The sequence below is a fragment of the Lachnospiraceae bacterium JLR.KK008 genome (assembly GCA_037015955.1).
GTDB lineage: Bacteria > Bacillota > Clostridia > Lachnospirales > Lachnospiraceae > VSOB01.
In genome coordinates this window covers 2851904-2872249 of record CP143548.1, presented here as the reverse complement: position 1 = coordinate 2872249, position 20346 = coordinate 2851904, and the positions used below count along the sequence as shown (strand labels likewise).

The 20346-nt window shown below is 50.0% G+C and carries 22 protein-coding genes; 18 read left to right on the top strand and 4 right to left on the bottom strand.

Annotated elements, in window-relative coordinates; translation table 11 throughout:
* Positions 1-174 precede the first annotated feature (174 nt).
* The 6 genes from hrcA (at position 175) to V1224_14130 (ending at position 6352) form a co-directional block, all read left to right on the top strand.
* Positions 175-1209, top strand: a complete 1035-nt coding sequence (gene hrcA / locus V1224_14155; protein ID WWR15600.1) for a heat-inducible transcriptional repressor HrcA — start codon at positions 175-177, stop codon at positions 1207-1209.
* A gap of 88 nt (positions 1210-1297) precedes the next feature.
* Positions 1298-1867 carry a nucleotide exchange factor GrpE gene (grpE, locus tag V1224_14150; GenBank protein WWR17494.1) on the top strand — a complete coding sequence of 190 codons (570 nt, stop codon included), beginning with the start codon at positions 1298-1300 and terminating at the stop codon, positions 1865-1867.
* A 55-nt stretch (positions 1868-1922) separates the two neighbouring features.
* Entirely contained in the window at positions 1923-3788 is a 1866-nt protein-coding gene (dnaK, locus tag V1224_14145; GenBank protein WWR15599.1) for a molecular chaperone DnaK, read from the top strand.
* Between the two features lie 70 nt (positions 3789-3858).
* Positions 3859-5034, top strand: a complete 1176-nt coding sequence (gene dnaJ, locus V1224_14140; GenBank protein ID WWR15598.1) for a molecular chaperone DnaJ — start codon at positions 3859-3861, stop codon at positions 5032-5034.
* Between the two features lie 264 nt (positions 5035-5298).
* Positions 5299-5736: a hypothetical protein gene (locus V1224_14135; GenBank protein ID WWR15597.1), complete on the top strand. Its 438-nt coding sequence runs from the start codon at positions 5299-5301 to the stop codon at positions 5734-5736.
* 16 nt (positions 5737-5752) lie between these two features.
* On the top strand, positions 5753-6352 hold the full coding sequence (locus tag V1224_14130; GenBank protein ID WWR15596.1) for a hypothetical protein: 600 nt from the start codon (positions 5753-5755) through the stop codon (positions 6350-6352).
* A gap of 94 nt (positions 6353-6446) precedes the next feature.
* Here the strand turns inward: V1224_14130 and V1224_14125 are convergent, their stop codons facing one another.
* Together V1224_14125 and V1224_14120 are read right to left on the bottom strand one after the other, a co-directional pair.
* Positions 6447-7349 carry a metallophosphoesterase gene (locus tag V1224_14125; protein WWR15595.1) on the bottom strand — a complete coding sequence of 301 codons (903 nt, stop codon included), beginning with the start codon at positions 7347-7349 and terminating at the stop codon, positions 6447-6449.
* Positions 7346-8188 (bottom strand): DUF4474 domain-containing protein, encoded by an 843-nt coding sequence (locus V1224_14120; GenBank protein WWR15594.1) that lies wholly within the window; start codon positions 8186-8188, stop codon positions 7346-7348. Before V1224_14120 ends, V1224_14125 begins: the two co-directional genes overlap by 4 nt.
* Positions 8189-8306: 118 nt before the next feature.
* Between V1224_14120 and V1224_14115 the strand changes: the two genes are divergently transcribed.
* The 5 genes from V1224_14115 to thiI are packed head-to-tail and all read left to right on the top strand — an operon-like array spanning position 8307 to position 12649.
* Positions 8307-8471 (top strand): hypothetical protein, encoded by a 165-nt coding sequence (locus V1224_14115; GenBank protein ID WWR15593.1) that lies wholly within the window; start codon positions 8307-8309, stop codon positions 8469-8471.
* Positions 8452-9447 (top strand): 50S ribosomal protein L11 methyltransferase, encoded by a 996-nt coding sequence (prmA, locus tag V1224_14110; protein WWR15592.1) that lies wholly within the window; start codon positions 8452-8454, stop codon positions 9445-9447. Before V1224_14115 ends, prmA begins: the two co-directional genes overlap by 20 nt.
* Before the next feature lie 55 nt (positions 9448-9502).
* Positions 9503-10249 (top strand): 16S rRNA (uracil(1498)-N(3))-methyltransferase, encoded by a 747-nt coding sequence (locus V1224_14105; protein WWR15591.1) that lies wholly within the window; start codon positions 9503-9505, stop codon positions 10247-10249.
* Between the two features lie 36 nt (positions 10250-10285).
* Positions 10286-11443 carry a cysteine desulfurase family protein gene (locus V1224_14100; protein ID WWR15590.1) on the top strand — a complete coding sequence of 386 codons (1158 nt, stop codon included), beginning with the start codon at positions 10286-10288 and terminating at the stop codon, positions 11441-11443.
* Positions 11444-11464: 21 nt separating this feature from the next.
* Positions 11465-12649 (top strand): tRNA uracil 4-sulfurtransferase ThiI, encoded by a 1185-nt coding sequence (gene thiI / locus V1224_14095; GenBank protein ID WWR15589.1) that lies wholly within the window; start codon positions 11465-11467, stop codon positions 12647-12649.
* Positions 12650-12780: 131 nt separating this feature from the next.
* On the opposite strand, the gene V1224_14090 is transcribed toward thiI, so the two are convergent.
* Together V1224_14090 and V1224_14085 are read right to left on the bottom strand one after the other, a co-directional pair.
* Positions 12781-13737, bottom strand: a complete 957-nt coding sequence (locus V1224_14090; protein ID WWR15588.1) for a Gfo/Idh/MocA family oxidoreductase — start codon at positions 13735-13737, stop codon at positions 12781-12783.
* Positions 13738-13749: 12 nt separating this feature from the next.
* The gene (locus tag V1224_14085; protein WWR15587.1) at positions 13750-14877 is read right to left on the bottom strand and encodes an SIS domain-containing protein; all 1128 of its coding nucleotides are present in this window, start codon (positions 14875-14877) and stop codon (positions 13750-13752) included.
* Positions 14878-15024: 147 nt separating this feature from the next.
* Here V1224_14085 and agaB point away from each other — a divergent pair, with 147 nt between their 5' ends.
* The 7 genes from agaB (at position 15025) to V1224_14050 (ending at position 20346) form a co-directional block, all read left to right on the top strand.
* On the top strand, positions 15025-15498 hold the full coding sequence (agaB, locus tag V1224_14080; protein WWR15586.1) for a PTS galactosamine transporter subunit IIB: 474 nt from the start codon (positions 15025-15027) through the stop codon (positions 15496-15498).
* Between the two features lie 66 nt (positions 15499-15564).
* Positions 15565-16359, top strand: a complete 795-nt coding sequence (locus V1224_14075) for a PTS sugar transporter subunit IIC (protein ID WWR15585.1) — start codon at positions 15565-15567, stop codon at positions 16357-16359.
* On the top strand, positions 16349-17137 hold the full coding sequence (locus V1224_14070; protein ID WWR15584.1) for a PTS system mannose/fructose/sorbose family transporter subunit IID: 789 nt from the start codon (positions 16349-16351) through the stop codon (positions 17135-17137). Before V1224_14075 ends, V1224_14070 begins: the two co-directional genes overlap by 11 nt.
* Before the next feature lie 112 nt (positions 17138-17249).
* Positions 17250-18257, top strand: a complete 1008-nt coding sequence (locus V1224_14065; protein ID WWR15583.1) for an SIS domain-containing protein — start codon at positions 17250-17252, stop codon at positions 18255-18257.
* Positions 18258-18259: 2 nt separating this feature from the next.
* Positions 18260-19102: a PfkB family carbohydrate kinase gene (locus tag V1224_14060; GenBank protein ID WWR15582.1), complete on the top strand. Its 843-nt coding sequence runs from the start codon at positions 18260-18262 to the stop codon at positions 19100-19102.
* A gap of 35 nt (positions 19103-19137) precedes the next feature.
* Entirely contained in the window at positions 19138-19887 is a 750-nt protein-coding gene (locus V1224_14055) for a GntR family transcriptional regulator (GenBank protein ID WWR15581.1), read from the top strand.
* A 12-nt stretch (positions 19888-19899) separates the two neighbouring features.
* Positions 19900-20346, top strand: coding sequence for a PTS sugar transporter subunit IIA (locus V1224_14050; GenBank protein ID WWR15580.1), 447 nt, complete (start codon positions 19900-19902; stop codon positions 20344-20346).

Sequence of the window (20346 nt, the reverse complement as noted above, 5' to 3'; positions counted from 1 at the left end):
CTCCAGTATAGTGTGTTTACCGGAAATTAGCAATCAAAAAAACGAAAATCTTTAGAATATTTTTATAATTTATTTTTGAAAAAGAATTGACAATAAATAAGGGAAGTGATATTTTAGGTAAAGAAGATATTAGCACTCATAAAAGACGAGTGCTAATAACGAAGCGAAGGGGTGATGGAAGTGCAGTTGGACGAAAGAAAAATGAAAATATTGCAGGCCATCATCCGTAACTATCTGGAGACGGGCGAACCGGTGGGAAGCAGAACGATCTCAAAATATACGGATTTGCATTTGAGTTCTGCGACAATCCGCAATGAGATGGCAGATCTGGAAGAGTTGGGATATATTTTGCAGCCACATACGTCGGCAGGCAGAATCCCGTCTGACAAAGGGTATCGTCTTTATGTAGACAATATGATGCTGGAAAAAGAAAAAGAGGTAGAAGAGATCAAAGATATGCTTCTTCAGAAAGAGGAGAAGATGGATCAACTGCTGAAGCAGGTGGCGAAAGTGCTGGCAGCCAACACAAATTATGCCACGATGATCTCCACACCCCAGGTGAAAAAAAACAAACTGAAATTTATCCAGCTCTCCAAGGTGGATGCCAGACAGCTCCTGGCAGTCATTGTAGTAGAAGGCAATGTGATCAAGAACAACATGCTCCAGATGGAAGAGGAGCTGGACGACGAGACGCTTTTAAAACTGAACATCCTGCTGAATACGCACTTAAACGGGCTGTCGGTGGAGGAGATTAATCTGGCGATGATCTCCACGATGAAGCGACAGGCAGGCATTCACAGTGATATTGTGAGTGAGGTTATCGACGCGGTGGCAGATGCGATCAAGGCAGATGAGGATCTGGAGATCTATACAAGCGGTACCAACAATATTTTCCGTTATCCGGAGCTGGCAGACAACCAAAAAGCGAGCGAGCTTGTCAGTACATTTGAAGAGAAACGGATGCTGACGGAACTTGTGCAGGAAACATTGTCAGATGAAAATAATACGGGCATTCAGGTTTATATCGGAGAAGAGACTCCGATCAAGACGATGAAAGACTGCAGTATCGTTACTGCAACGTATGAACTGGAAGAAGGGATGCGGGGAACGATCGGTATTATCGGACCTACCCGGATGGACTATGACAAGGTAATCGATACGCTGAAAACACTGACGCATCAGTTGGATGCTTTATACAAAAAGAAATAAGAGTAATAAAAAAGCAGATTGGCAGGAAGGAAGAAGAGACGTGGCAGAAGAAAAGGTACTGGAACAGGAATGGAATCAGGATCAGAATATGGATGGCAACGCCGGTCAGGCGGAAGATGAGACACCTTCTGAGGCAGTAAACGAAGAGCCGGCAGAGGAACGGGAGCTGACCAAAGAAGAAGCGAAGGCAGCCAGGAAAAAGGCTAAGGCCGAGAAGAAAGATAAATCGAAAGAAAAGATCGCAGAGCTGGAGGACCGTGTAAAGAGACAGATGGCGGAATTCGAAAATTTCCGTAAGCGCACGGATAAGGAAAAGGCACAGATGTTTGAGGCGGGAGCCAAAAGTGTCATAGAAAAAATCCTTCCGGTCGTGGATAATTTCGAGCGGGGACTGCAGGCGGCCGGCGACGGCGGCGAGACGGACAGCTTTATGGAAGGGATGCAGATGATCTACAAACAGCTGATGACAGAGTTGGAAGGAATCGGGGTGAAGCCGATCGAGACCATAGGCACAGAGTTTGATCCCGAATTTCATAATGCGGTCATGCAGGTGGAGAGCGATGAGTATGAGACAGGAATCATTGCGCAGGAGCTGCAAAAGGGATATATGTATCGTGATAGCGTAGTCAGACACAGCATGGTGGCAGTTGTGCAGTGATCTGAATATTCTGAATAAATCTGTAAATCTAATAGTAATATAGGAGGGCTTAACGATGAGCAAGATAATTGGTATTGATTTAGGAACGACAAACAGCTGCGTGGCAGTGATGGAGGGCGGTAAACCGACGGTTATCGCCAATACGGAAGGCGCAAGGACGACACCGTCTGTGGTGGCATTTACAAAGACCGGAGAGAGACTGGTTGGAGAGCCGGCAAAACGTCAGGCGGTCACCAATGCGGAAAAGACGATCTCTTCCATTAAAAGAGATATGGGCACCGATAAGGGACGGGTGATTGATGAAAAGAAGTATTCTCCTCAGCAGATTTCTGCAATGATCCTCCAGAAACTGAAAGCGGATGCGGAAAACTATCTCGGTGAGAAGGTGACAGAGGCTGTTATCACTGTGCCGGCATATTTTAATGATGCACAGCGTCAGGCGACAAAGGATGCCGGAAAGATCGCAGGTCTTGAAGTAAAGCGTATTATCAATGAGCCTACGGCGGCAGCGCTTGCTTACGGACTTGACAATGAGAAAGAGCAGAAGATCATGGTCTATGACCTGGGTGGCGGTACGTTCGATGTATCGATCATCGAGATTGGCGATGGTGTCATTGAAGTATTGGCTACCAATGGAAATAATAAGCTGGGCGGCGATGACTTCGACCAGAAGATCACCGATTATATGCTGGCAGAGTTCAGGAAAAATGAAGGCATTGATCTCTCCAATGACAAAATGGCGCTCCAGAGATTGAAAGAAGCGGCAGAGAAAGCGAAAAAAGAGCTTTCTTCAGCAACGACAACAAATATCAATCTGCCTTTTATTACTGCGACGGCAGAAGGTCCGAAGCATTTCGATATGAATCTCACAAGGGCGAAATTCGATGAATTGACGCATGACCTTGTGGAGATGACGGCAGTTCCGGTACAGAATGCGCTCAAGGACGCAGGCATTACGGCTTCCGAGCTTGGCAAAGTGCTGCTTGTCGGCGGTTCTACCCGTGTACCGGCCGTGCAGGATAAGGTGAAAGCGCTTACCGGTCATGAGCCGAGTAAGACGTTGAATCCGGACGAATGTGTGGCGATCGGCGCTTCCATCCAGGGCGGTAAGCTCGCCGGAGACGCAGGCGCAGGCGACATTCTCCTGTTGGATGTTACACCGCTTTCGTTGTCGATTGAGACAAGAGGCGGGATTGCCACGAGACTGATCGAGAGAAACACGACGATTCCGACGAAAAAGAGTCAGGTATTTTCTACCGCGGCAGACAATCAGACAGCGGTCGACATCAATGTCGTACAGGGTGAGAGACAGTTCGCCCGCGATAATAAGTCGTTGGGGCAGTTCCGGCTTGACGGAATCCCGCCGGCTCCGAGCGGAATCCCGCAGATCGAGGTTACGTTTGACATTGACGCCAACGGTATTGTAAATGTTTCTGCGAAAGACCTGGGAACAGGCAAAGAGCAGCATATTACGATCACTGCCGGATCGAACATGTCGGATGAAGATATTGACAAGGCAGTAAAGGAAGCTGCAGAATATGAGGCACAGGATAAGAAGAGGAAAGAGGCAGTCGACACGAGAAACGATGCGGAATCCTTTGTGTTCCAGACAGAGAAGGCGCTGACAGAGGTTGGAGATAAGATCGCAGACAGTGACAAGAGTGCTGTGGAAGCCGATCTTGCGGCGGTCAAAGACCTTCTGGAAAAGACCAAAGACACGGAGTTGTCGGAGGCACAGGTAGCCGAGATGAAAGCTGCTCAGGAGAAACTGATGGCGAGTGCACAGTCATTGTTTACGAAAGTATACGAGCAGGCACAGGCATCGGGAGCCGGCGCGGCAGGTCCGGATATGAGCGGCGCGGCGCAGGAAAGCACAGACAATGCGGACGACGTAGTGGACGGAGATTACAGAGAGGTATAAGGCAGGGAGCTGCGCAGACGGGGCATAGATTTCCTTATGCCCCTTGCGCCGTGCTGAAAGGTAGATTGTTATGGCAGAACAGAAACGCGATTATTATGAAGTCCTGGGAGTCAAAAAAGATGCGGATGATGCTGCGATAAAGAAAGCATACAGAACGCTTGCCAAAAAATATCATCCTGATACGAATCCGGGAGATAAAGAGGCGGAACAGAAATTTAAGGAAGCGTCAGAAGCCTATGCGATTTTGAGTGATCCGGAAAAGAGACGTCAGTATGACCAGTTTGGTCATGCGGCCTTTGACGGGGGTGGAGCCGGTGGATTTGGCGGATTTGATTTCAGCGGCGCTGATTTCGGTGATATTTTCGGTGATATTTTTGGCGATTTGTTTGGCGGCAGCAGAAGGAGCGGAAGAGGCAGCAGTGGCCCTATGAAGGGCGCCAACATACGCACGAGCGTACACATTACGTTTGAGGAAGCCGTATTTGGTGTGGAGAAAGAAATCGAGCTGACGCTGAAAGACGAATGTCCGACCTGCCATGGCAGCGGCGCAAAACCGGGTACCAACGCGGAGACCTGTTCCAAATGCGGCGGCAAGGGTCAGGTCGTCTTTACCCAGCAGTCTTTCTTCGGGACCGTAAGGAATGTACAGACTTGCCCGGAATGCGGCGGCAGTGGTAAGGTGATCAAGGATAAATGTACGGGCTGCCATGGCAGCGGCTATATTGCCAATCGTAAAAAGATACAGGTTACGATTCCGGCGGGCATCGACAATGGACAGAGCGTGCGTATCCGTGACAAGGGCGAACCGGGCACGAACGGCGGACCGCGGGGAGACCTTCTCGTGGAAGTTATGGTGCAGCGTCATCCGATCTTCCAGAGGCAGGATTACAATATTTACTCTACCGTATCCATGTCCTTCGCGGTGGCGGCGCTGGGCGGCGAGATCGTCATTGATACCGTGGATGGAAAAGTCATCTATGAGGTAAAGGCCGGAACACAGACTGACACTCGTGTCAGATTAAAAGGCAAAGGGGTGCCGTCCCTGCGCAACAAAGATGTGCGGGGCGACCATTATGTGACGCTGGTCGTACAGGTGCCGGATAAACTTTCGCACGAAGCGAAAGAACTGCTGCGTAAGTTTGACGAGGCGACGGGCGATTCCCTGAATGCAGCGAAAAAGGCTGAGTCCGGAAAGTCAGCAGGACCGGAACCAAAAGAAAAAAAGAAAAAAGGATTCTGGAAATAAAAAATTGAAGAAAATGAGCCGGGAAGAAAAAGGCTGAAAATAACGAGACAGGCGGAACGATCAGAGAGGGTCGTTCCGCTTTTATGCGCAGGGGCGCACAGAGGAAGGAGCCGCAAGGCGGCGTGCGCCCCGCGCGGCGGGCGGAAGAGAAAAACGCTATACCGCCCGATCAGGAAGGCAGCAAAGAATGATGATTGGGAATTGTATTCATGCCCAAAACGGATTATAATAACTTTGATCAATCAGCAAAGGGGGCGAAATGTTATGGAGACGGAAGAGGGGCTCGGACAAAAGCTGGCGGAGTGTCCCGCGGATATGGGCAAAATCGCGTTTCAGGCGATGTGGCGGATGGCGTTTTGTATTGCGCTGGATATTATGAATTTCGGAGGGATTGCGGCCATCCGGCGCTGGAATGAGGTGCCGCCTGAGATGAGTACGATCTTTGTCAATCTGATACTCACCATTGCCTTTGGCTTGTTTCCCCTGATCCATCTGAGGGAATATCTTGCTTTTTATGAATATGGAATCGTCTATCGTAAACGAACATATCTGTGGTCAGAGCTTGGCAGTGCCAGATGGCGTGACTTTACCTATGGAGGATTTTTCCGCAGGATATTGATGGATACGGACCGGAAGGTGTTTGACGTCACTTACGTGACAAATGCGAAAAAAGAGTTTAACAGAGCATATATGAGTTATTAAAAAGGAGGCGGAGAACATGCTGTTATCAGGAGGGGTGACAACGAAACAGGCGGTTATCGGAACGATTATCGTGTTTGTTGTGGCGACAATCTATGTACTGATCCGTGATAAGGTCAACCGTGGTAAGGCGCAGACCGGTGAGGACCGCGCGGCATTGTGGGGCATTCTGGAGAGGGCAGTGCCGGAAATCGGGAGCTACACGCGGGCCTACGGATGCTGGGAATGGACTACGTATCAGGGGAAACGGAGGACAACGCAGTATTGGTACTATGGACTGGCGTTCAATGCAGACAGACTGTGGGTGATTCCGCTGTCCTGTGAAGGGGGAGACATCAGCTATTCCAGTCCCTATTGTATTGAAAAAAAGGATGTCGGGATCGTGAATTCCAAAAAGGGAAACTGCTGGGTGGAACTCTATGACAGAAACTGCAATGAGATCCTCTCGCTCACCGTGTTTGAGGAAAATCTCAATGACGACAGATACCATCCGCTTAATATCGTGCAGGCAGAAGAGGCGAAGGCTTTCCTTCAGTGGAAAGAGCAGTGGATGGATGAGGTCAACAGTGCGAACGGAGTGACCGCGAGCGGAAAGATGAAAAAGCCGTTGAAGAAATAAGATACATAAAAATATCAGGCAGGGCTGTGGAAGCGGTCCTGTCTGATATTTTTCATGATGATACGGAGAGTCTCCCGGGGTTTCCTGTAGACTTTCAGGTGTATTCATTTATGCACACTGTGTCGCCCAGCGGTTCGCGGGCCGCCTGCAGCAGGAGATCGGTCCGTGCCTGTGTGCTCCATTTCACGAGTGTCAGGCAGCGTCTCTCGATCTCAATACAGGTGATACCGGAAGGATGGACACAGCTCCCGGTATTACAATAGGGAGACTGGCGGGTTCCGATCATCGGATGGTGGGTGTGACCGGTCACCAGGAGATTGCTGCGGGAGATGGCCCATCTCATGAGACGCTGCTCTGATTTTTTCTTTTTGGTATTGTTTTTGGCAGCGCTTGTGGGATCCGGAATGCCTAGCTTTTCCAGAGGTCTCCATACATAGCGCACGAGAAAACGGGAAAGTGGCCAGAACGTGCTGTTCAGAGCGTCTGCCTGATGCCCGTGTGTGAGAAAAATATCTTTCTGGTGCATTTCGTCCTGCAAAATGATACCGGGATAAAAGACAATGCCGGGAAAGAGAGGACGCTGCTGTAATGTCTGGTCACAATAAAATGCCTGGAAATGTTTCTGACGGAAGCGGGACAAATGTTTGATATGGTCGTGGTTTCCGTAGATGGCATACATCCGGCCATGGGTATAATAGCGGGACAGTATTTCGAAAGCCTGCATGTGGACTTCCTTGATCTTGCGGATGGAGCGGTTCTCCCACAGTTCGTCGCCGTCGCCCAGTTCGAGATAGGTAAATCCTCTGCGATAATAATAATTGAGGGCTGCCAGATAGAGATATTCGTTCTTCAGAAAGTTGTCGTTGGCTGTGCCGGTTCCCCGATGGCAGTCGCTGAAAAGCACGTATTTGGAACACTGTGTCAGCGGCAGCCGCAGCGCATTGTCGAATGCGCGGGAAATCCGGGCATCAGTAAAAGGGGAAAAGGTCATGGTCATGACGGTGTTCTCCTCGTATGGGAAACTTCGATCTGTTTCTTCTTACAACAATGCGGACATTTCTGCTTTCTGTGCCTGCGACAGCGGATGATGCGGCGGAAGCAGGCAGGGAGGAAGAAATACAGATAGAGCAGCCTGTCAAGCGTGCAGACAAAAGGACGTGTGATCAATCGGTACAGCCAGCAGAAAAAGCGGTTTCTCCACTGTGTCAGCCGGCAGAGCAGCCGGCAGTGACATTGCCTTGTGCAGGGAACTGCGAAGGTGAAAGAGACGGTGAGACCACAGATAAATATTGCGCAGTCTCCATAGCCGGTATGCACAAGACTGTCCACAAAGGCCTGCATCATATAAGCATTGGGGAACGTGACGGAAACTTTCATTGTCAGATTGCCCGGTTCGCAGAAATGTCCGACACAGAAACCGGTCAGCCACCAATGTGTCTTGCGGATGCAGAATAAGGCCTTGCCTTTATAAAACAGCTCCATAGAGAGATTCATCATCTGACTGTCGGAGATGCTGTGAAACAGTGTGCGGTCGTACTGCTGCGGGTTTACGATGTGATCCGCATGATAGATGCCAATCTCGCTTCCCGTGTTGATACCGTACTGGCCTTTCCAGAATTCGATGAGCCAGGTTTGGCCCTGGTAATCAAAATAGACAGGTTCGCAGTCGAATACCATACCAAAATACGGCGCAGACTTGTCAAATGCAGCACAATATCCGAACTCACGCTGCCAGGCATCTGTGCGTGAGGTGATGATGTCCGGTCCCATGCAATAGGAAAAACCGAAAGGACGGAGCACATCGTCCAGAATGTGTACTTTCTCACATATATCCATACAGCAGATCTTTTGAATGATATGTTTTTTGCGCCAGTGGCAAAGAACAAAAAAGATGATACAGAATACCAGAAATATTCCAAAACAAAAATACATAGAACTATCCTCATCTGCGTTTGTGTTATCATATGTAGCAGGACTGGCAGGGGGAACTCGTCCGTCGTCGCATTTTGCCGGATTTGGCTGGAAACAGGCGGTTGATTATCGAAGGTGCATTTGCTATAATGTCCCTACCGGATTCAGAAAATATCGAGGTGTGAAAGATGAAGTGGAAGAAATTTAAGATAGAGACGGTCACGGAGGCTGAGGATATGATCATCAGTGCGCTCTATGACATCGGTCTGGAAGGCGCGCAGATCGAAGATAAGGTGCCTTTGACGGACAGTGAGAAAGCGCAGATGTTTGTGGACATCCTGCCGGACGGCCCGGAAGATGACGGCATTGCCTGGCTGAGTTTTTTTGTGGAGGAGTCGGGAGACGGTAAAGTCAAATACAAGGGAGAGGATACCGACACAGATGTCATATTGCGTAAGGTGGAGGAGGAGCTGGAAACACTGCGCGGTTTTATGGAGATAGGCACAGGTGTGGTCACGGTGGATGAAACGGAAGACATCGATTGGATCAATAACTGGAAGCAGTATTTTCACCAGTTCTATATAGACGATCTGCTTGTAATTCCCTCATGGGAAGAAGCGGCGCCGGGAGAACAGGGGCGCAAAGTACTGCATATCGATCCCGGGACTGCTTTTGGCACGGGAATGCATGAGACGACGCAGCTGTGCATCAGGCAGCTGCGCAAATATATTACGCCGGAGACGAGGCTTCTGGATGTGGGGACGGGAAGCGGCATTTTGTCGATTGTCTCTCTGCTGTATGGGATCAGAGAGGCAAAGGGCACGGATCTTGATCCCTGTGCGGTTGATGCGGTGAGAGAGAATATGGAGGCAAACGGCATATCGCCGGATTGCTTTGAGCTGACGATCGGTAATCTGATCACGCAGCAGGAAGTGCGTGACAAGATCGGATATGGCTGTTATACGATTGTAGTGGCTAATATTCTTGCGGATGTGCTCGTGCCGTTGACACCGGTCGCTGTACAACATCTGGCGCCGGGTGGTATTTATATTGCGTCCGGGATCATCGATGATAAAGAGGAGACTGTCGTCCGTGCGGTGAAGGAGGCAGGGCTGGAACTGCTGGAAGTGACTGCGCAGGGAGAATGGGTGTGCGTGACAGCGAGAAAGAAAACCGACAAATAGAACGGCTCTGTGTCTGTCCGGACAAATGGACATTTGAGCATTGATCAGGAGAAATATGTATCAGTTTTTTGTGAAACCGGAACAGATCAGCGGGAAAACGATCTGCATCACCGGAGGGGATGTCAATCACATCAAAAATGTGCTGCGCATGAAGCCGGGAGAGGAGCTCGCGGTCAGCAACGGGACAGACGGAAAGGAATACCGCTGTCAGATCAGGGAGATGACTGCGGAGGCCGTGATCTGTACGCTGTTGTTTGTCAAAGAAGACGGACTGGAACTGCCATCGAGAGTCTATCTGTTTCAAGGTCTGCCCAAGGGGGACAAGATGGATCTGATCGTGCAGAAGGCAGTGGAACTGGGGGTTTTTCAGATCATACCGGTGGCCGCGAGACGATCGGTTGTAAAACTTGACGAAAAGAAGGCAAAGAGCAGACTGGCAAGATGGCAGGGGATTGCAGAGGCAGCCGCCAAACAGAGCAAGAGACGGATCGTTCCGGAGATCGCCTCCGTGATGACGATGAAGGAGGCAGCCGCATATGCCCGGGATATGGAGTGCAAACTGATCCCCTATGAGCTGGCGGAGGGGATGGGCAGGACGAAAACACTGATCAGTCAGATTATCAGGGATCAGCGTGTGGCGGTTTTCATCGGCCCGGAAGGCGGTTTTGAGGACAGTGAGATAGAGACGGCGCGGGCGGCAGGGATCGAGCCGGTCACGATGGGAAAACGCATTTTGCGGACGGAGACGGCAGGGCTTACGATGCTTGCGTGGATAATGTATCAACTGGAAGAGGAAGCATAGTATAGTTATAGATAGATGAATGGAGTGTCTGATCATATGGAAATATATCTGGATAATTCCGCTACGACCAAAAGCTACGGGGCTGTGGCTGAGATCGTAAGCAAAGTGATGGTAGAAGACTATGGCAATCCTTCCAGTATGCACATGAAAGGTGTGGAGGGGGAGCGGTATGTCCGATATGCAAAAGAGGTTATCGCCGGCAATCTGAAAGTGAATGAGAAAGAGATCTTTTTTACATCCGGCGGTACCGAATCTGACAATCTGGCCCTGATCGGGACTGCCATGGCCAACAGAAGGGCGGGCTGTCATTTGATTACGACCTGTATCGAACATCCTGCCGTCTTGCAGACGATGCACTTTCTGGAGAGTCAGGGCTTTCATGTGACGTATCTGCCGGTGGATTATCATGGTGTTATCCGTCTGGAAGATTTGCGGTGCGCGATACGGAGAGATACGATACTTGTGTCGATCATGCACACAAACAATGAGATTGGTTCCATTCAGCCGATCGCAGAGGCGGGCGCGCTGATTAAAAGCATTAATCCACGCATCGTATTTCATGTGGACGCGGTACAGGGTTATGGAAAGTTCAGAATCTATCCGAAAAAGATGAATATCGACTTGCTGTCGGTGAGTGCGCATAAGATACATGGACCGAAGGGGATCGGATTTCTGTATGTCAATGAAAAGATCAAGATTAATCCGATTATATACGGAGGAGGGCAGCAGAAAGGGATGCGTTCCGGTACGGAAAATGTGCCCGGGATTGCAGGCCTGGGAAAAGCAGTGGAACTGATCTATGAAAATCTGGAGGAAGAGCGGGCGGCGATGTATGAGCTGCGGGAGTGCTTTATGCAGGGTGTGATGCGCATTCCGGACGTCAGGATCAACAGTGCTGCGGGAGAGGCAGGAGCGCCTCATGTGATCAGTGTTTCTTTCCGCGGCATCCGCAGTGAAGTGCTGCTTCACGCATTGGAGGAAAAGGGAATTTACGTGTCTGCGGGCAGCGCCTGCGCATCGAATAAGGCACCCAAACCGTCGGATACGCTGCGGGCGATCGGTCTGGAGAGAGATTTGCTGGATTCCACACTGCGCTTCAGCCTCTCCGTATTTACGACGCAGCAGGAGATTGATGATACATTGCAGGCATTGTATGAAATCGTACCAATGCTTCGCAAATATACGAGACACTAAGGGTAAGAACAGGAGAAGGATATGTATACCTCATTTTTGATCAAATACGCGGAAATTGGTGTGAAAGGGAAAAACCGTTATCTGTTTGAAGATGCACTCGTGCGTCAGATCAAATATGCGCTGAAAAAATGCGAGGGAGCGTTCGCAGTGCACAAGACGCAGGGAAGGATCTATGTAGATGCGCTGTCAGAATTTGACTTCGACGAGGCCGCGGCGCGGCTGCAGATGGTCTTTGGCATCTCCGGTATCTGTCCGGTCGTCGTCCTGGAGGATCAGGGCTTTGAGCAGCTTTGTGCAGATGTGGTCTCCTATATTGGCAAGGCCTATCCGCAGAGAGACCGGACGTTTAAAGTAGCTGCCAGAAGGGCAAGAAAGAATTACCCGATGGATTCCATGGAAATTAACCGGGAGATCGGCGGTGTGCTGCTGGACGCATTTCCGGAGATGAAGGTAGACGTCCACGATCCTGACATCCTGTTGAATATTGAGATCAGAGAGAAGATATATCTCTATTCGGCAATCATACCCGGTCCCGGAGGGATGCCGGTGGGCACAGGCGGCAAAGGAATGCTGCTTCTGTCCGGCGGCATTGATTCTCCGGTGGCAGGGTATATGATCGCCAAGAGAGGCGTAAAGATCGACGCGGTCTATTTTCACGCGCCGCCCTATACGAGCGAACGGGCAAAGCAGAAGGTCGTCGATCTGGCGAGGCAGGTGTCGGCGTATGCGGGACCGGTCTATCTGCACATTATTAATTTTACGGATATTCAGCTGGCTATCTACGAGAAGTGTCCGCATGATGAGCTGACGATTATTATGCGCCGCTATATGATGCGGATTGCGGAAAAACTGGCAAAAGACACAGAATGTCTGGGCCTGATCACCGGTGAGAGTATCGGACAGGTCGCTTCCCAGACAATGCACGCGCTGGCTGTCACGAATGAAGTGTGTGAGCTTCCGGTATACCGTCCGCTGATCGGGATGGACAAGCAGGAGATCGTGGAGATCTCCGAAAAGATAGGCACGTATGAGACATCGATCCTCCCTTATGAGGACTGCTGCACAATCTTCGTAGCCAAACATCCGGTGACAAAGCCGAATCTGGGTGTGATCAAAAAGCATGAGCGTAATCTGGAGGAAGGGATCGACGAACTCGTGCGGACAGCGCTGGAGACGGAGGAACTCCTTGTCGTAGAGCAGAAGTAATTCCGTACCGTGCCCGCTTGGACTGAAAACAGCGTTTGCCGGACAGATAAAACAGGACTGCCGCGGATGAATGGCATACAGCCGGTCATCTGTGGCAGTCCTGTTGTTTGTATTAATATAATTCTGTGATCTTATCCTTTACATTTTTCCAGCAGCCGCATGATAAGCAGGCTGTGTTCGAGCGCCTGATAGCAGGCTGCCCGGTCATCTGTGCGGTACTGCTCTTCGAATGCCCGAACCTCATCTGTCAGGCGTCCGCTGTCTGTCATTTCGATCAGACAGCGTTCCTGGCCGTTGTCGGACAGCCAGACGGAGGACGCGGAGCTGACAGGTCCCTGAATGCGCAGATACCCGTCTTCTCCCTGAATGAAAGCGCCGCTTGGACTGGTCGAGTCCTTGGCTCCGGTACATATGGCATGAAAGCCGTCGTATTCCAGCACCGCAGTGCCGGAAATGTCGATGCCGTTGGGGCCGGAGTTGGCATAGTAATGAATATCTTTCGGAGCGCCAAATAACAGCGTCGTCAGATGCAGATTGTATACATTGATGTCATAGAGGCTGCCGCCGGCTTTCTCCGGGTCAAAGGCCGCATGGACACTACCCTGCTGATACTCGACATAGCGGCTCGATTTTCGGGAATAATTGCAGCGGACGATCCGCGGGGTGCCGATAGCGGGCAGGTTTTCCCGGAGCGTTCGGTATGTCTGGGAATAAGGGATCTTGCAGGCCTCCCACAGAAAAAGATTTTTCTTTCTGGCAAGGTCTGCAAGTTCCTGTGCCTGCTGCAGATCGACGGTAAAAGGTTTTTCGCAGATCACATGCTTTCCCGCATCCAGAGCCTCTCGGACATAGCAGTAGTGCATATGATTGGCGATGCCGATGTAAACGGTATCGATGGCAGTCTCCGAGAGGATTTCAGAATAATCTGTGACGATCCGGCCGATGTGATAAGTCTCTGCCAATGCAGTGCCTTTGGAGAGACTTGCCTGCCTCACACAGATCGCTTCGACCGTTACGCCGTCTATCTCCTGCACATCGCTCAAAAATCTTTTTACGATATTTCCATTGCCGACGACACAAAGATTCATATTCCGCCCTCCTTATTCTCTTCCGGGTGTATCTTCCTTGAATGGACTGTTGACATAGTTCGCGGATTTGGAGGATACTGTTTTCTCCATCTTTACCTGCAGCGGATGCTTGTTCCAGCGGGACAGATCGTCCGTGATCTGATAAGCGGCCATCTGGAATGCCGGGAGGAAGCAAAGCGGTGTGATCTCCGGCAGGACATCTGCAGATACATAAAATACGTTGTCGCCCTGATAGGACGCATTGTTTGTAATCAGGAAAACATGTGGAGTCACGATGCGGGTGCCTTTGAAAATTTCATATGTCCGTTCGCTGCCCTCGCCGCCATCAATAAGAAATACGGTGTAGCTTGGATTCATCTGGATATTGGGACCGTGTATGTATTCTTCTGTCTCATAAGCCGCGGTGGGGATACTGATCGTCTCTCCAAATTTCAGTGCGCCTTCCATGGCGGTTCCAAGGTTGGCGCCTACGCCGCACATATAGGCCTGATGCATGGATGAGAGGGACTGATAATGTTTCTCCATGAAAGCGGGCCATGTTTTCTGTACTTCTTCGTTGCAGTCTGCTGCGGACAGGAGCTGTGCTTTGACTGCATCGGCTTCTTCCTGTGTCTTGATTCCGAGACGGAGCGCTGCCTCCACGGCGAAGAGCATAAAAAAGAGAGCGAGTGTTGTCACACCGCGGGTCACATAGCCGACGGTCTCACGGCCTACGCCATAGTCTGCCATCACGTCGCAATACTGCTGGAAATCGCTGTTCAGATCCCCGGTCAGACCGATGGTGCGACGGCCCCTCTCGCGGATCAGTTTCAGGGCGTCGATGGAGTTGGTACTGTAGCCGCTCTGTGATACAGTAACAATCATATCATTTTCCGTAAAATCGTTCTCGCTGTTTACGAAGGTAAACGGATTGACGACTTTAACTTCGCACTGTAAATGTCGGCGCACAAACTGTCTGGCACACCAGCAGCTGTTAGAGGAAGAACCGCAGGCCACGATCCAGACATTTTTATATCCGCCGTTTACATATTCGTCGACAAGTGGTTTGGTGAGCTCCGCGCTCTGTGCGACGTTCCTGCGGATATATGCAGGACAGTCGTTGATATAGTTCATCATTGTCTTTTTGGTGTTTGTTTCCATTTTTTCTCGCTCCTTCGAATAATTTTTTTTGTACAATAAGCACATTTTTCAGAACAAAAAACTTTGTTTTATATTGACAATATACCACACTATTGATATAATGTCATTACAAAATTCTAAAAAATTTATTAAAAGGGGGTTATAATTATGCCGAACATTTTGCTGACACGTATTGACAATCGACTCGTCCACGGTCAGGTAGGATGCAGCTGGGCAGGGGCACTTGGGTGTAATCTGATCGTAGTTGCAGATGATGCGGCAGCAGCGGATCCGATTCAACAGACTTTGATGAAGGCAACTGCACAGAATGCAGGATGCGGAATCCGTTTTTTTACTTTGCAGAAGACGATTGATGTAATCCACAAGGCCTCTGAAAGCCAGAAGATCTTTCTGGTCGTACGTGATCCGCAGAGCGCGCGTACACTTGTGGAGGGGGGCGTGCCTGTCGATAAGCTCTGTATCGGAAATATGCACGTTGGACCGGGCAAGGTAGTGAGCAACGATGCACATGTATATGTGGATGATAAAGATCTGGAAGATTTACGGGCAGTCCGCAATGCGGGCACGGAAGTGTACATTCAGATCGCACCGGGAGATCCCAGAAAGGATTTCGAAAAATAGAACCCGTTCTGCATAAGCAGAATATAACAACTTCACACAGATTACATAAGAAGGGAGAAAGAATCAATGCAAATCACACTTATTCAGGGATTATTGATCGCAGTCGTTGTATTCATCTGTGCCTGCGACAAGCATCTGGAAGCGTTTATGTGGTTCCGCCCGCTGGTTGTGGCGTTTCTGACCGGTCTTGTACTGGGAGATGTACAGCTTGGTCTGCAGGCAGGCGCCGTTGCAGAGCTTTCCTATCTGGGACTGCTCACCGTAGGAGGCACCGTGCCGCCTGATCCGCTGTTTGCCGGTCTGATGACGACGGTTCTGGCTTATACGACCGGACAGGACGTAAGTACGACACTTGGTCTGGCTGTTACGTTTGCGCTGGTTGGTCAGTGGATCGGTATTGGTACAAACACATTTTATGCGGGTTTCCTTCCGGCACTGGACAAAGCCTGTGAAGAAGCGGACGGAAAGAAAATGGGCAAGATCGTTGTGGGAGCAATGTTCCTGTATGCTTCATTTTTTGCGATCGCAGCCTTCCTTGCAACCTACGCATTCCAGGACGGTATCGCAGCATTTGTCAATGCGTTCCCGGCATGGCTGGTACATGGATTTGAGGTTGCCGGCGGTCTGATGCCTGCAGTAGGTCTTGCACTTCTGCTTGTCGTTATGCTCAAGCTGGAGAACGTGGCTTATCTGCTCCTTGGTTTTGTTATCATCGTAATCACCAACTGTGCAAACATCCTGCCGGTCGCTATTATCGCAGGCTGCCTTGCATGGATCGGTTTCTCTCGCGACAGACAGATCAACAAACTGTCTTCTCTGAAGACTGGCTTCGAAGAAGGAGGGGAAGAAGATGGCATCTAGAAATAAAGTGACAAAAAAAGATATTGACAGAATGAGTTTAATGTCTCTTTTCGAACAGTCCTGCTTCAGCTTTGAACGTATGCAGGCGCCGGGTTTTTGCTGGGCAATGACTGATTGCTTCAAAAAGATCTATGGCGATGATAAAAAAGAGATTTCGGAAGCGATGAAGAACAACATGGACTTCATCAACACGGAGCCGCACTGCGCGACTTTCCTCAACGGTCTCGTTGTATCGATGGAGGAGTCAGGACAGGAGCGTGACCTGATCAAGAGTATTAAGACAGGTCTCTTCGGACCTCTGGCAGGTCTTGGAGATGCTATTTTCTGGTACACGGCAATGCCGATTACGGCGGCTGTCTGCTGTTCTCTGGCAACACAGGGGTCTGTGCTGGGACCGATCCTCTTTATCCTTCTATGGATCTTTGGCGCGTTGTCCCGTATCTTCTTCGGACGTCTTGGTTACAAAGTTGGTGTCAATGCCGTACAGTTTATCGGTGACAATGCGGCTGCGCTGACAAAGGCTGCAGGGATTCTCGGCGTTATGGTTGTCGGCGGACTGATTCCTTCGTATGTAAGCTGTGCATTTGCGGAAGATCTGGTTGTAGTCGGTAACGTATCGGTTCAGGGTATTTTTGATTCCATCATTCCGAACTTGCTGCCACTGGGCTTTGTGTTTGCTCTTTACTGGCTGTTTAAGAAAAAGAATGTCAATACGATGAAGCTGATCATTCTTGTTATCATATTCTCCATGATCATGTCCGTTCTTGGCATTATGTAATTGTATTTATTTTAGTTAGCAACAGACTTAAAATGGCGGCTTGGCAAATTGGTATTTGACTGATTGTCTGAGCCGCCTTTTTTCAAAAAGAAGTATTTGGCAGAGGATGGCAATGATGAAGATGGTTAATTTCAATGAAGAACAGATAATCGCTAATAATGAAAAGATTTACAGTCAGAGAGCGCGGATAGAAGCGATCGCAGACTCCATCTGGGAAACGGGGTTCGATCTGCTGCTGTTTACTTCCAGCGGCGGTTCCCAGGCGATGATGGACCCCTTCGCTTTTTATCTCAGGCATGACAGCGGGCTGCCCGTAGAGAATATGCTGTCTGCCGAGCTGGTGCTTGGTTGCAGCAACCGGGTCACAGACAGGAGTGTGGCATTTCTGACGTCAAAGTCCGGAGATACCCAGGAAACGGTGGAGGCGGCAAAGTGGCTGAAAGAACGGGGCGTACGGCTTGTCTCCGTAGTGGGAAAAGATCATTCCCTGCTGGAAGAGCTGTCGGATGATACAATCGTATACGGCGAGGGACGTCCGCAGGAGCTCGTCTTTTATCTGCTGATCGGGAGACTGATGTGGCACAGTGGATGTTTTGAGGAATATCCCCGTTTTGCCGATGAACTGAAAAACCTCGGTTCTGCGCTCGCACAGGTCCGCAAACAGGCGGATGAGACCTGCCGCAAGTATGCGGCCGATTACTGCGAAGAACCGTACAATATCTGGGTTGGTTCCGGAGACTTGTGGCCGACAGCGTATTCGTATTCGATGTGCGTATTGGAGGAGAGCCAGTGGATTCGCACGAAGTCGGTATCCTCGCCGGAGTTCTTCCATGGGACACTGGAACTGCTGGAGGACGATGTGTGCATGACGCTGTTGCTCACAGAGGGGCCGACGAGAGCGATGGATGAGCGGGTGAAACAATTCGCACAGCAGCACACTTCAAAATTGACCTGTTTTGACTGTGCTGACTATGATCTGCCGGGCATCAGTCCGCAGTTCCGCAAATATCTGTCCCCGGTGGTGATGGCGGCCGTCTTGCAGAGAATCAGCAAAAACATAGAAGTGATCACCGGACATTCGCTTGATATTCGGAGGTATTATCGGAAAGAGAGTTATTGACAATGAGATTGATTGCACTTGGAGATAATTCCATAGATTTTTATCGCAATACCGGAGAACGGTATCCGGGTGGGAATGCAGTAAATGTGGCCGTGCATGCGGCGCATATGGGTGCAGATGCCCACTATCTGGGTACACTTGGCACGGATGAGGCGGCGAAAATGATCTGCCGGGCGATGGGCAGGCATGATGTCGACTACAGCCGGTGCCGGCTGCTCGACGGGAAGACGACCAAAGTCTGCATCTATGATGTGCTGGATGGAGAACGGACATTTGTGGAAGTGATGACCGGCGAGACATGGGTGGGACCAATCCGGCTGACGGCAGACGAATATGCTTATCTGGAGAGCGCAGATGCGATTGTGACGAGCTGTAATGCCAAGATACCGGAGCAGCTTGCCGCAGTGGAAGAGCTTTCGCCGGTGTTCGTGTTTGATTTCGGGGAAAAGGAAAAGTATAGGACAGAAGAGTATTATGATCAGATTTGTCATCAGATGGACCTGGCTATGTTTTCCTGCAGCGAGATGACGGATGAGGCGTTTGCACAGATGTGCAGGCCATTACACGATAGAGGAGTCGTCCATGTACTGGCGACTGTGGGAGCAAAGGGGCAGCTTTTGTCTGACGGAGACATTATTTTGCATGGAACGGTTGACGAAGTGACTCCAAATGATACAATGGGGGCAGGAGACTCTTTTCTCGCAGCTTTTGTATGTGCGCTCTTGAACAAAGGGTGGAAAAAAGGCAGACGTATGGAGGCGGACGCATTACAGTGTGCGCTGAAGGCAGGGGCGGAGACCGCTGCCAGAAACTGTATGACAAAAGGAGCGTTTCTCTATGAGTAAAAGTATTAGAACATGAGATTTTGGAGGAAATGTAAATGGATCTGAAAGAGATTCAGATTGATAAGTCCAGTCCGGTTCCCCTCTATGAGCAGTTGAGACAGGGGCTGATGGATGCGATTGTGAGCGGAAGACTGCCGATGGGGTCAAAGATGCCTACGGAGGAAGAAATCTGCCATGCGTTTTCCATCTCCAGACCGGTGGCAAGACAGGCATATTCGCGACTGATCGAGAGCGGGTATGTGAGCCGTTCCCGTGGCAGAGGCAGCTTTGTGAAACTGCCGGATGTGCGGGACAGCCTTATGAATACCAGCTTTGATTTTTCTGAAGAGATGCGTAAACACGGGCTGGAACCTATGACGCGGCTTTTAAAACTGGAGACGATAACGTATGACGCAAAGGTTTATGAAAATCTGAAACTGGAAGACGGAGATATATGCTGGCATATGTGCCGGCTGCGGAGCGTCAACAACAGGCCATACGTTTATCTGGGAAACTGGATTCCGGACCGGATCGTGAAAGATCTGGATCATTATGATCTGAACAGCCGCTCTCTCTATGAAGTGCTGCACACGGAATATAAGATTCAGATCATCAGGACACGCCGGGCGCTGATGGCGCAGACGGCAAGTGTGGAGATTGCGGCATTGCTGGACCGGTGGAAGGGCACTCCGGTCATGTATGTGGAAAATCTGGCGTTTGACCAGCATGACAGACCGGCGGATTATTGTGAAGAGTATTACGACGGACAGGGACATAAATTTGAATTTGATGTATACAATCGATAGGAGGAAAGGAATATGATCGGTATTATTGTAACAGGACATGGCGGGTTTGCAAGCGGACTGGAGAAAAATGTGAAAATGATTGCCGGCGATGGCGTAGAGCTGACAGCCATTGATTTTACGGAAGGGCTGGGGCTGGAAGAGCTGAAGGATCAGATCAAAGCGGCGGTGGACAAATATGCGGATTGTGACTGTACGCTTATTTTGTGCGATCTGGCAGGAGGCACCCCTTATAACAGTGCGGTAACGATCAGTGTTTCCAACCCGAAGGTACGTGTCATTTCCGGAACGAATGCGCCGCTTCTCCTTGATCTGGCGATGCGCAATGTGATGGAAGAAGGAGCGGAGGATGTGGACGCTCTGGCAGAGGAGATGATGACAAGCGGTCGTGACGGTATCAATAAATTTGTGCTTGATCTCGAAGATAATGGAGATGAGGATGGTGACGGCGACGGAATTTAA